The organism is Paenibacillus lautus NBRC 15380 (genome assembly GCF_004000945.1).
In the GTDB taxonomy this organism is placed as follows: Bacteria; Bacillota; Bacilli; order Paenibacillales; family Paenibacillaceae; genus Paenibacillus_AQ; species Paenibacillus_AQ lautus.
The window spans coordinates 78,709-90,751 of sequence record NZ_BIMF01000024.1 but is presented as its reverse complement, the minus strand read 5'-3'; the positions used below and the strand labels follow the sequence as shown (position 1 = coordinate 90,751).

Sequence of the window (12,043 nt, the reverse complement as noted above, 5' to 3'; positions counted from 1 at the left end):
CCCCCAGACATCCACAAATGAATGCAAAAAAGCCCAGCTCCCTTTAAAAGCAGGAGCTGGGCTTTCTCTTATTTCAATTACTTGCGCTTCAAGTTGTAGAACGACTTCAAGCCGTTGTATTGAGCAAGCTCGCCCAATTGGTCTTCGATGCGAAGCAATTGGTTGTATTTCGCCACACGGTCGGTACGGGAAGGAGCACCCGTTTTGATCTGACCCGCGTTCGTAGCTACTGCGATATCAGCGATCGTGCTGTCCTCGGACTCACCGGAACGGTGGGAGATCACAGCCGTGTATCCTGCGCGTTTCGCCATTTCGATCGCATCGAATGTTTCCGTCAATGTACCGATTTGGTTTACTTTGATCAGGATGGAGTTACCGATGCCTTCGTTGATACCTTTTTCCAGACGCTCGGTGTTGGTAACAAACAGGTCGTCACCCACGAGTTGAATTTTGTTACCCAATTTCTCGGTGAGCAATTTCCAACCTTCCCAATCGTCCTCGGAGCATCCGTCTTCGATGGTTACGATAGGGTATTTGTCTACCCAAGAAGCGAGCAAGTCCACGAATTCTGCTGGTGTGAAGGATTTGCCTTCGCCTTCCAGAACATACTTGCCATCTTTGAAGAACTCAGTTGAAGCTACGTCCATACCCAGCAATACATCTTCACCTGGCTTGTAGCCGGCTTTTTCGATTGCTTCAATGATGGAAGACAAGGCATCTTCGTTGGACGTGAAGTTAGGAGCGAAACCACCCTCATCACCAACCGCTGTGTTCAGGCCTTTGCCTTTCAGAACGGATTTCAGGTTGTGGAAGATTTCAGCGCCCATGCGAAGTGCTTCTTTGAAGCTAGGTGCGCCAACAGGCAATACCATGAACTCTTGAACGTCAACGTTGTTGTCCGCGTGGGCGCCACCGTTCACGATGTTCATCATAGGTACTGGAAGTTGTTTGGCGTTGAATCCGCCAAGGTAAACATACAGTGGAAGATCCAATGCATCAGCAGCAGCGCGAGCTACAGCCATGGATACGGCCAGGATTGCGTTCGCACCCAATTTGCCTTTGTTCGGCGTACCGTCCAAAGCGATCATCAGCTTGTCGATGCCGAGCTGGTCCAGAGCGTCCATGCCGATCACTTCAGGAGCGATGATTTCATTCACGTTCTCAACAGCTTTCAGAACGCCTTTGCCCAGGTAACGGGATTTGTCGTCGTCGCGAAGCTCAACGGCTTCGTGAACGCCAGTGGAAGCACCGGATGGAACGATCGCGCGACCGATTGCACCGGATTCCAGGTATACTTCAACCTCTACGGTTGGATTGCCGCGGGAGTCAAGGACTTCGCGTGCATATACATCAGAAATAATAGTCATGTGTATAGTCTCCTTTGATATGTTATGTTTATGTTCCATTATGAACCACTTATTTACGTGCTGCAATCATCGAAGTTCCGGTCATTTCGTCCGGCTTCGGCAGACCCATCAGGTCGAGAATGGTTGGCGCGATGTCGGCAAGAATACCACCTTCACGCAGCGTTACATTCTCATCCGTTACGATGAACGGAACCGGGTTCGTGGTATGTGCGGTGAACGGACGTCCATTCTCGTCAAATACCATGTCCGCATTTCCGTGGTCAGCGGTGATCAGAACAACCCCGCCTTTTGCCAAAACAGCCTCAACGACCTTGCCGACACACTCATCCGTAGTCTCAACGGCTTTAATCGTCGGCTCCAGCATACCGGAATGGCCTACCATGTCCGGGTTTGCGAAGTTCAAGATGATCGCGTCATGCTTATCCGCTTCGATTTCTCTCACGCAAGCATCCGCCACTTCATAGGCGCTCATCTCCGGCTTCAGATCGTACGTCGCTACTTTCGGCGAGTTGATCAGTACGCGTGTTTCGCCTGGAAGCTCAACATCGCGTCCACCGCTGAAGAAGAACGTGACGTGTGGATACTTTTCGGTTTCCGCAATACGAAGCTGCTTCTTGTTGTGCTGAACCAGCACTTCGCCCAGCGTGTTGTCCAGATTCTTCGGTTTGTAGGCGACGAAGCCTTCCACCGTCTCACTGAACAGCGTCAAGCAGACAAAATGCAAGTTTTGCGGGAACTTCGGTCCACGTTCAAAGCCACGGAAATCATTATTCGTAAACACCTGGGACAGCTGAATCGCACGGTCAGGACGGTAGTTCAGGAAGATGACGGAATCTCCGCTCTCCACCAGACTAACCGGCTCGCCTTCACCATTCACAATCACGGTCGGTTCTACGAATTCATCGTAAACCGATTTCTCGTAAGATTCAGTGATGGCTTTCAGCGGATCCGTATATTTAGGTCCTTCGCCATACACCATGGCACGGTAAGCCTTCTCGACACGATCCCAACGCTTGTCGCGGTCCATCGCATAATAACGACCGGAAAGCGTAGCGATTTGGCCAACGCCCACTTCTTCAATCTTCGCAATCAGATCCTTAACGAACTGCTTGCCGCTGTCCGGTGCCACGTCGCGTCCATCCATGAAGCCATGGATGTATACGTCATGGAAATCTTCCTTTTTACAAAGATCCAGCATGGCGAACATATGCTCAATATGACTGTGAACGCCGCCGTCGGATACCAGTCCGTACAAATGCAGCTTCTTGTTGTTGTTCTTGGCAGCGCGAACGGCTTCCACCAACGTTTCGTTCTCGAAGAACTCTCCTTCACGAATCGACTTCGTGATACGGGTCAAGTCCTGATACACAATCCGGCCTGCGCCGATGTTCAAGTGACCCACTTCGGAGTTCCCCATTTGACCTTCCGGCAAGCCTACGGCTTCACCGCAAGCGGTCAACGTGGTGTTCGGGTATTGCTTCAAATACCGGTCGTAGTTAGGCTTGTTCGCTTGAGCGACCGCATTGCCCACCTCGGTGTTGCGAAGCCCGAAACCGTCCATGATGATCAGAGCTACGGGTTTTGGAGCAGACATTTACTTCGCCCCCTCAACGAGTGCGATGTAGGAAACCGGTTGTAGACTTGCACCACCAACGAGCGCGCCGTCGATGTCGCTTTGTCCCATATACTCCGCTACATTTTCAGGCTTCACGCTACCGCCGTATTGAATGCGAACTTGCTCTGCAACGGTTTCGCCGTACAGACCTTTAACGAGTTCACGAATATAAGCGATGACTTCGTTCGCATCCTCTGCCGTAGAGGACTTGCCCGTTCCGATCGCCCAGATTGGCTCATAAGCAATAACAACATGAATCGCTTGATCAGCCGGAACACCTGCGAACGCAGCTTCCGTTTGTACTTTGCACACGTCTTTGGTTTGGCCGGCTTCGCGTTCTTCCAGCTTTTCGCCGACGCATACGATCGGAAGAAGACTATGACGGAATGCCGCATGTACCTTCTTGTTCACGATCTCATCGGTTTCGGCAAAATACTGACGGCGCTCGGAATGTCCAATAATGACATAGTCCACGCCCAGATCCTTCAGCATCAAACCGCTGATTTCACCCGTAAAGGCGCCATTATCTTCAAAATGAAGATTTTGTGCACCGATTTTGATGTTCGTGCCCTTGACCGCTTCAACCAATGCAGGAAGGTTGGTAAATGGCGCGCAAATCACGCTTTCCACGCCTTCTACTTCCGCTTTGCCTTTCACATCTTCAATAAATGAAGTTGCTTCCGGAACGGTTTTGAACATTTTCCAGTTACCAGCTATGATAGGTGTTCTCACACGATTCACTCCTTTATTCCCCCGAAGAATCGGGGTCCAAACTTCATCCACTTGCTATCCAATTGTAGTGCCTATTTCTATTTATCGTTCAGTGCCACAACACCAGGAAGTGCTTTGCCTTCCATGAACTCAAGAGATGCACCGCCGCCTGTCGAGATGTGATTCATCTTGTCGGCAAGGCCGAATTTCTCCGCTGCTGCAGCCGAGTCGCCGCCGCCGATAATCGTGTAAGCTTCCGTATCCGCACAAGCTTGTGCCACTTCACGAGTACCGTTGCTGAACGGAGCGATTTCAAATACGCCCATAGGACCGTTCCACACGACAAGTTTGGAGTTCTTGATCACTTCTGCATACTTGGCGCGAGTCTTAGGACCGATGTCAACGCCTTCCCAATCGGCTGGGATGCCGTCGATATCAACGATCTTGGTATTCGCGTCTGCACTGAACTCGTCCGTAACGACGATATCTTCCGGCAGGTAGAAGTTTTTGCCCAGCTCTTTAGCTTTCTCGATAAAACCGAGTGCAACATCAAGCTTCTCTTTATCAAGCAGAGATTGACCGATTTCATGGCCTTGAGCTTTGAAGAACGTGTAAGCAAGTCCACCGCCGATGATGACATTGTCAGCAAGCGTAAGCAGGTTGTCGATCACGTCGATTTTGTCCTTAACCTTCGATCCACCGATGATGGCGGTAAAAGGACGGTCCGGATTCGAAAGGGCTTTGCCGAGAACGGACAGCTCTTTCTCCATCAACAATCCCGATACAGCCGGAAGATGATGAGCGATACCTTCTGTCGAAGCATGCGCACGGTGAGCAGCACCAAACGCGTCATTCACGAACAGATCGGCCAGTTCGGCGAATTGCTTCGCAAGTTCCGGATCATTCTTCTCTTCACCAGCGTAAAAACGAACATTTTCAAGCACGAGCACATCGCCGTTTTGCAGCTTCTCTACCTGCGCTTTAACCGCTTCTCCTACGGCTTCATCCGCTTTGGCTACCGGTTTGCCGAGCAGCTCGGACAGACGCTGACTTGCCGGAGTCAGGCGCAAAGATTCAACGACCTCACCTTTTGGACGGCCCATGTGGCTGGCCAGGATGACTTTCGCTCCTTGCTCTACCAGATAGTTAATGGTCGGCAAAGTCTCGCGAATACGAGTGTCGTCTGTAATTTTACCATCTTCGAGCGGTACATTGAAATCGACGCGGACAAACACCCGTTTTCCGCTTACTTCTACATCACGTACACTTTTCTTGTTCATCTCCACGTTCCTCCTAAGAAAACTATTCTCCTCACCGACAGCATGCAGTTGCTCTCGTTTCTCTCTCTATCGCTAACCAGCGCCCGGATCTTGTCTATTCTTCCCAGTGCTCTGGCATGAAAACAAGGAAAAACCATGAACCAAAGAGGAGACCCGTGAAACGGAACTCCTCTTCGATTGTATGGCTAGATCAATTACAGACCTTTGCTTGCGATGTAAGCAGCGAGGTCAACGACACGGTTGGAGTAGCCCCACTCGTTGTCATACCAAGAAACAACTTTCACCATGTTGTCGCCAACTACCATAGTGGAGAGCGAATCGATCGTGGAAGAAGCTGGGTCACCATTGTAGTCGCTGGATACAAGCGGCTCATCAGAGTAGTTCAAGATGCCTTTCAGCGGGCCTTCAGCAGCAGCTTTCAGCGCTCCGTTTACATCTTCAAGGGTTACGTTTTTGGACAGTTCTACTACGAGGTCTGTTACAGAAACGTTCTTCGTAGGTACACGCATAGAGTTACCGTTCAATTTGCCTTTCAATTGCGGCAGAACGAGGCTCACTGCTTTTGCAGCACCTGTTGTGGAAGGAATGATGTTTTCAGCAGCTGCACGAGCACGACGCAGATCTTTGTGCGGCAGATCAAGCACTTGCTGGTCATTCGTGTAGGAGTGAATGGTAGTCATCAGACCTTTAACGATACCAAAATTCTCGTCAAGAACTTTTGCAAAAGGAGCCAAGCAGTTCGTCGTACAAGAAGCATTGGAGATGATGGTGTGGCTAGCAGCATCGTATTTGTCTTCGTTAACGCCCATAACGATGGTGATATCTTCGTCAGTAGCTGGAGCAGAGATGATAACTTTCTTAGCGCCGCCTTTCAAGTGAGCGGAGGCTTTGTCTTTCGCTGTGAAAATACCAGTGGATTCTACAACGATTTCTACGCCGTACTCAGCCCAAGGCAATGCTTCTGGGTTACGCTCAGCGAATACTTTCACTTCACGGCCGTTTACAACGAGTGCGCCTTCTTTAGCTTCAACCGTTGCATTAAGTCTGCCGTGAGTTGTGTCATATTTCAAAAGGTGTGCCAGCGTTTTTACATCCGTCAAATCGTTGATTGCCACGATTTCAACTTCGCTGTTGTTCAGCGCAGCGCGGAACACGTTACGTCCAATACGTCCAAAACCGTTAATACCTACTTTAACCATGAGTAGTTCCCTCCATATTTGTAAAATTTATATATTCAAGATTGGCTGTTAAGCCAATCAAGACAACAATAATGAAAAATCAGTTGTACGCCCTTGGATTCAAATACCGGCGTCAATCTCCTTCTCGACTTCCAGTGCCGCGGCTTCATCGGTAACGAGAATATCCTCATGTCCGAATTTCAGCACCGCGTGAATCGCCTTGCCCTTACCTTGCCCCCCAGCAATGCCGATGATCGTCTCTGTCCGCATAATATCCTCAAGCCGCAGCCCGAGGGTAAGCATTTTGTGGACAACTTCGCCATCTTCACTGAAGTAGTAGCCGAAGGATTCCGCAATCGCGCCATCGGCCTGCAAGTTCTGAATCGAGTCTTCATCCAGCTTGCGCCTTCTTGCCATTTCCATGGCATCTCCGATGCCGTGAATAATGACTCGGCAGCGCCTGATCACATCCACAATCTCCTGGATATGCTGATCCTGCACCAAAGACTGGTAGGCATCCTCGCTTAGCAGATCCGGTACATGAAGCAATCGGTACTCAGCTCCAACGCGCTTAGCCATCTTAGAGGCAATGGTGTTCGCTTGAATCTCGACACTCTCCCCGAGACCGCCCCGGGCAGGCACAAACCAAGTGCTTGTCAGCGGTTCGCCACCAGGCAAAGAGGACATCTGCTCTGCTACTTCGGCGAGCGTGGAGCCGCCTGTTACGGCAATCGTATCTCCATCCTGCACAAAGCTTAGCAGCGTTCTTGCTCCGGCACGGCCAAGCTCGCGTTTGACTTCCGGAGATGACTCACTGTTACCGGGAATAATGACCACTTTACGAAGCCCGTAAGCCTGACGGATCTTCTCTTCCAGTTCAACCAGTCCGAATAACTCATTCATAACCGGTTCCAGTTCCTCCAGCAAGCATATCCCTGAACTGCTGATCCGCATGCCAAGCGTTTCAATCTCGATCAGCCCTTGCGCTTTCAGAAGATCTGTTTCTGCTCTGAGGACACGCTCGGTCATCGAGAGTGATGAAGCCAATGTTCTTCGGCCAACAATTCCGGACAACTTGATCTGATGAAGGATGGAATACCTTCGTTTAAGAGTGTCCATCAGATCCGGCAGAAGCTGCTCTTGTATTTCTAATAGGTTACGCATGCATTCCACTCCTGCAAACTTCGTCTCGGCTCTCCTCTACCTGGTCGTAAAATGTCCCAGTCAAACTTTTTAAGTCCCACCCTTATTCTAACCAATAATCATGCTGGTTGCAAGTATCCGAAAGTATATTTCTCTGCCCCAGGCATTCTTATACATTATGACCAACTACAGGCTTGTCTATATAAATAGGAACAAAGTTTTGCCCGCTATTGTATTTTTAAAAAAGATGCGGTATAATCAACTTCGTTGCTAATTTTTTAAGATATCAGAAAGTATAAACTTCGCGGAGCCAGCTTCCTGATATCGCAAGAAAAACTACCGCTAAACGCGGTCTGTCTTCTTTGAATGCACGTCGATAGACGTTTTTCTTATGCGCCCGTGGTCCAATGGATATGACGTAGGCCTCCGGAGCCTGAGATCGAGGTTCGATTCCTCGCGGGCGCGCCATTTTATCTTATTCTCTATACTGATTACCCTAAAGTGCCCATGACGGCTCTTTTTTTTACCCAATAGTTTGACTATCTTTGACTTTTTGATTTAAATTGTTTATCATGTGGGTAATACGGTAACAGTATTTATATGAGGTACTTAAGAGGAGGTTTTCCACGTGAGTTTTATACCTATGGTCGTTGAACAAAGCAACCGCGGTGAGCGGGCATACGACATCTATTCCAGATTGCTGAAAGACCGCATTATCTTCCTCGGCTCCGACGTAAATGACGTGGTCGCCAATTCCATCATTGCTCAAATGCTGTTCTTGTCGGCTGAGGATCCTGAGAAGGATATTCATCTTTACATCAACAGTCCTGGCGGTTCCATTACCGCAGGTATGGCGATATTCGATACGATGCAGTTCATCAAGCCGGACGTTTCGACGATCTGTGTCGGCATGGCTGCTTCCATGGGCGCATTCCTGCTCAACGCAGGCGCTAAAGGCAAACGTTACGGTCTGCCTAACAGCGAAATTATGATTCACCAGCCGCTCGGCGGCGCACAAGGTCAAGCCACGGATATTGAGATCCGTGCTCGCCGCATTCTCAAAATGCGCGACAAACTGAACCGCATCCTGTCCGAACGCACCGGCCAACCGCTGGAGCGCATTGAGAAGGATACCGATCGTGACTACTTCATGACGGCTGACGAAGCCAAAGAGTATGGCCTGATCGATCAAGTACTGGAAAATACACCACCGCAAGGACTATAAAAAGAAATGAAGTAAAGGCAGGCGCCGTTATCCGGTGCCTGCCCTTTTTTATCCTCTAGAATCATTGAAAACTTCGAGTACTAAATAGTGAGAGTATCCCCTCCGGTCGCTGTTGAAATCGGGAAACATGAATGAACAGATAAGGAGGTTTCCCGATTTCAAAGGCGAACGCGTTGCTCCTCTGAGGACACTCTCACTGCGGTACGACTATTTCAATAAAACTTAAAGACGGTAATGGCACTGCCCTCCTAAAAGGCCTGCCTTAACTATTGGGAAGGGAATAAAGAGCAAGCCTGTGCAGGATTCCTTTGCACGGGCAATCGGATTGCGTAAGGCCTAATGATGCGCTACCCTCACTCACTGCTTTCATAAACGGGGTGACATCCAATATCGCATAGGGCGAATGTGTGGCCTTTTACCGCACGGCTTTGCTTGCCACTAACCAAGCACCGTGCGCACAGGGAGCAGTGCGCATGGTGTACAAGCGTGTACAAGCTATACAAGTTATCATCGAGAGGACTATGTTAATCAGAGTATGCCTAAATAGCAATTCCTAAGGATCACATATTCGTAATCGGAGGCAATCCTCTCGATAAACACAAACAATCCCTTGATCGCAGGAAAGGAGAATACACTCTCCACATTCCATGATCAAGGGATACTCGCAACTAGTTCCAGCACAGTGTTACATCAGGACAACATATTGTATCAAGACAAAGCTATAGCATTTAAAAAATGATTGCGGCTTATAAATAACTACTTACCGTATACTCTTACTTCCACTCTTTCAGCTTCAGCTCAAACTCCGGAAATCCATAGGCATACGCCGTGTACTCATAAAGCTGGAAGTACAGCACCGCAGCATTATCCTTCACATAAAAATCAGCATCGGCAGGCACGCCCTCAAATCCGCCGAGGTAGCCTCCTTCTTTCTTCATCTTGCTCAGCACAAGGTTGTTCAGCTTCTGCTTGTTCTTGCCCTGCATGTTGATGAAATCGCCCAGCTTCATCTGCTTGCCGTCCTTCAAGGAGAACGTGAAGCTTTTACGGAAGGTCATGCCGTGAGCGCCACCAGTGTAGGAATAATCGTATGCCGTAATGCTCAGGATATCGTTCTGGTTGTAATGGACCACGAAGTCACCGCTGAATTCGTAAGGGAAACTGGATTCCGACGGCGGGAATTCCTCAGCATTCCCTTCGGCACTGGTGATTACGCCGGACGCATTTTCTTTCAGCACTTTGTTGATCTCGGCTTGGGCCTCCGCATTATCAAGTCCACTGATTACAGGATAGTTCACAACGGCATCCACGCCCTGAATCTTCTTCTTCAGCGCTACAGATTTAATGGTGATGTCATTCTGCTTCTTCTGCGTCATGCTGAGTGTTTTCAAGGAAGGATTCCATTGCCCCTGAACACCCATGTATTCGCTGATCGTTTTGAATGGCACATACAGACGACCATTGATGATCTGTCCCCCAGGCTCGCCGGCATACGAACCATTCACCAGAATACCGATTTCAGTTGAATCATATACGATAGCGCTCAGTTTGTTATAACCGTTACCCAGTGTATACGTACGGTTTTTTGCATCATATTTAAGAGGCATCCCCAGGCCGTCCCGCAAAGCGGTTGCCGGCACATAAGTTACTCCGTGCAGCACGAGACCTTTCTGTGACAGGGTCTTGCCATTCCATTTCAGTACGACTTCATTCTTTGAGGATTTTTGGCTGGCGGAAACGGTTGCCTTAGCGGCGCTTGCATCGATGACCTGTCCGCTCAAACCCAGACTGCCAAGCAGGACGCTAGTTGCAATTAATGATGCACATACACGAAATTTAGGATTCATATCAGAATTCCACCTTTGTTAAATTAAGTTTCCGTTAGTTGTTAATCTATTACCCTTAATCATTATAAGGAAAGCTTTGAATGTATTGGTAACAAAGCCAATGACAATTTTGATTCCAGGCCGTAGGACCTATACGTTCTCATTATTCTTTCCGTACGGACGCCGTTACGCTTAGAAACACACCGAACAAGAGAGCGCACGCACCCATCAATAATAGCATTTCACTGCCCTCGACAACATAGGCAAGCAGAAATAAACCGATGCCCACAAGCGCACTGTGAATACTCAATAACAGCAGATGCAGCGCGCTTTTCCTGAAGATGTTCAGAAATAAAACGGCTGCAACCCCCGCAACAATCAATGCAATCAAAAACATGCTCATCACATCGCTCAAGCTGCTTTCTCCTTTTCTGATTAAACGAATAGAAACCTGATGGAAGTCGTTAGCGTCCTCCCTTATATATAACAACGAGACGGGCCCCAAAGTTGTGGTTCAATTCGTATAAATCGGCCAATTTTTCCTATTCCGGGTCTTAGGACCTATTATTCGCAAACAAAAAAAGAGCCTGCCCCCAATGGGACAGACTTTTTTATTACAAAAATATCAAAATGTAAGCTATAATTAACGACCGCTCTTCAGTTCGGTCCATAGACGATCATAGATTGAGAGCGAGTCACCGACATTATCGAGCCACTCGGTACGGCCCAGCTCTTCATCTGTCAGGTTGATCATCGTATTGGTGCGGTATGCCTCGCTATGGAATTCCATCGCCTTGGTGTTCGGATTGCTGTATCCGATGAATTCATAGTTTTTGGCGCTGACCTCAGGCTCCATCATGAAGTTGATGAATTTCTCGGCCAGCTCTTTATTCTTGGCACCCTTAGGAATCGCGTAGTTATCAGAGAAGATGGTAGCCCCTTCTTCTGGCACGACATACGCCACATCCGGATTCTCCGCTGCAATGAAGGCCGCATCTCCGGACCAGACCGTAGCAATCCAGCCTTCTTCTTGGATCATCTTCTGCTTGATGTTATCCGTATCAAACGCGAGCACATTGGGCAGCAAGGTCTTCAGGTCATCCGTAGCTGCGGTGATTTCCGCTTCATCCGTACTGCTGTTTGATTTCCCCTGCTTCTTCAGCGCCATGCCGATCATTTCGCGGTTGTCGTCCAGAAGCAGGACTTTCCCCTTGTATTCCGGGTTCCAGAGGTCTTCCCAGCTGTTGATCTCGTCCTTAACATACTTCTTGTTATATGCAATTCCCGTTACACCGGACGTGTAGACAATCGAATATTTATTGCCCGGGTCATAAGAAGGATCTTTGAAAGTATCCGTAAGATTGACGAAGTTCGGGATATTATTCATATCAAGCGGCTCAAGCAGCTCCGATTCAATCATCGTTTTCACCATATAATCGGACGGCTGAATGAGGTCATATCCACTGCCGCCAGCCTTGATTTTAGCCAGCAGGTCTTCATTGTTTGCGTAATTGTCGTAGGTTACCTTCACGTCGAATTTCTCTTCGAAGTCCTTCAGCACCTCGGGATCAAAGTTATCCGCCCAGCTGTAAATGTGAAGCGTCTCCTTATCCGAGCCGCAGCCGGCCAGCAGTCCTACAGACAATACCGCAACCATGCCTGCCGTCAGCAGGCGGGTCCATCTTGATTTTTTCAATT

At 48.8% G+C, this 12,043-nt stretch carries 10 protein-coding genes and 1 tRNA gene; 2 read left to right on the top strand and 9 right to left on the bottom strand.

Annotated features, from left to right (window positions below):
• Positions 1-77: 77 nt before the first annotated feature.
• From eno to PLA01S_RS27755, 6 genes are all read right to left on the bottom strand, one after another.
• Positions 78-1,367, bottom strand: coding sequence for a phosphopyruvate hydratase (gene eno / locus PLA01S_RS27780; protein WP_071219501.1), 1,290 nt, complete (start codon positions 1,365-1,367; stop codon positions 78-80).
• A gap of 49 nt (positions 1,368-1,416) precedes the next feature.
• A complete protein-coding gene (gene gpmI / locus PLA01S_RS27775) occupies positions 1,417-2,961 on the bottom strand; it encodes a 2,3-bisphosphoglycerate-independent phosphoglycerate mutase (protein WP_127595111.1) in 1,545 nt (514 codons plus the stop codon).
• Positions 2,962-3,714, bottom strand: coding sequence for a triose-phosphate isomerase (gene tpiA / locus PLA01S_RS27770; RefSeq protein ID WP_127595109.1), 753 nt, complete (start codon positions 3,712-3,714; stop codon positions 2,962-2,964).
• Positions 3,715-3,791: 77 nt separating this feature from the next.
• Positions 3,792-4,973 carry a phosphoglycerate kinase gene (locus PLA01S_RS27765; protein ID WP_127595107.1) on the bottom strand — a complete coding sequence of 394 codons (1,182 nt, stop codon included), beginning with the start codon at positions 4,971-4,973 and terminating at the stop codon, positions 3,792-3,794.
• A 194-nt stretch (positions 4,974-5,167) separates the two neighbouring features.
• Positions 5,168-6,172, bottom strand: coding sequence for a type I glyceraldehyde-3-phosphate dehydrogenase (gene gap, locus PLA01S_RS27760; RefSeq protein ID WP_127595105.1), 1,005 nt, complete (start codon positions 6,170-6,172; stop codon positions 5,168-5,170).
• A 99-nt stretch (positions 6,173-6,271) separates the two neighbouring features.
• Entirely contained in the window at positions 6,272-7,315 is a 1,044-nt protein-coding gene (locus tag PLA01S_RS27755; protein WP_127595103.1) for a sugar-binding transcriptional regulator, read from the bottom strand.
• A gap of 372 nt (positions 7,316-7,687) precedes the next feature.
• Between PLA01S_RS27755 and PLA01S_RS27750 the strand changes: the two genes are divergently transcribed.
• Both PLA01S_RS27750 and clpP read left to right on the top strand, forming a co-directional pair.
• Positions 7,688-7,762, top strand: a tRNA-Arg gene (locus PLA01S_RS27750).
• Positions 7,763-7,922: 160 nt separating this feature from the next.
• Positions 7,923-8,519, top strand: coding sequence for an ATP-dependent Clp endopeptidase proteolytic subunit ClpP (clpP, locus tag PLA01S_RS27745; RefSeq protein ID WP_009593635.1), 597 nt, complete (start codon positions 7,923-7,925; stop codon positions 8,517-8,519).
• A 773-nt stretch (positions 8,520-9,292) separates the two neighbouring features.
• Here clpP and PLA01S_RS27740 read toward each other — a convergent pair.
• The 3 genes from PLA01S_RS27740 to PLA01S_RS27730 form a co-directional block, all read right to left on the bottom strand.
• Positions 9,293-10,366 carry a PdaC/SigV domain-containing protein gene (locus PLA01S_RS27740; RefSeq protein ID WP_127595100.1) on the bottom strand — a complete coding sequence of 358 codons (1,074 nt, stop codon included), beginning with the start codon at positions 10,364-10,366 and terminating at the stop codon, positions 9,293-9,295.
• A gap of 142 nt (positions 10,367-10,508) precedes the next feature.
• A complete protein-coding gene (locus tag PLA01S_RS27735; protein WP_246059887.1) occupies positions 10,509-10,751 on the bottom strand; it encodes a hypothetical protein in 243 nt (80 codons plus the stop codon).
• Positions 10,752-10,988: 237 nt separating this feature from the next.
• A complete protein-coding gene (locus tag PLA01S_RS27730) occupies positions 10,989-12,041 on the bottom strand; it encodes an ABC transporter substrate-binding protein (RefSeq protein WP_127595096.1) in 1,053 nt (350 codons plus the stop codon).
• Positions 12,042-12,043: the final 2 nt, after the last annotated feature.

What these genes read in the sequence shown, in the direction of transcription:
- eno (WP_071219501.1), bottom strand. Translation starts at nt 1,367, where the DNA reads ATGACTATTATTTCTGATGTATATGCACGCGAAGTCCTTGACTCCCGC.
- PLA01S_RS27755 (WP_127595103.1), bottom strand. Translation starts at nt 7,315, where the DNA reads ATGCGTAACCTATTAGAAATACAAGAGCAGCTTCTGCCGGATCTGATG.
- PLA01S_RS27765 (WP_127595107.1), bottom strand. Translation starts at nt 4,973, where the DNA reads ATGAACAAGAAAAGTGTACGTGATGTAGAAGTAAGCGGAAAACGGGTG.
- PLA01S_RS27740 (WP_127595100.1), bottom strand. Translation starts at nt 10,366, where the DNA reads ATGAATCCTAAATTTCGTGTATGTGCATCATTAATTGCAACTAGCGTC.
- gap (WP_127595105.1), bottom strand. Translation starts at nt 6,172, where the DNA reads ATGGTTAAAGTAGGTATTAACGGTTTTGGACGTATTGGACGTAACGTG.
- gpmI (WP_127595111.1), bottom strand. Translation starts at nt 2,961, where the DNA reads ATGTCTGCTCCAAAACCCGTAGCTCTGATCATCATGGACGGTTTCGGG.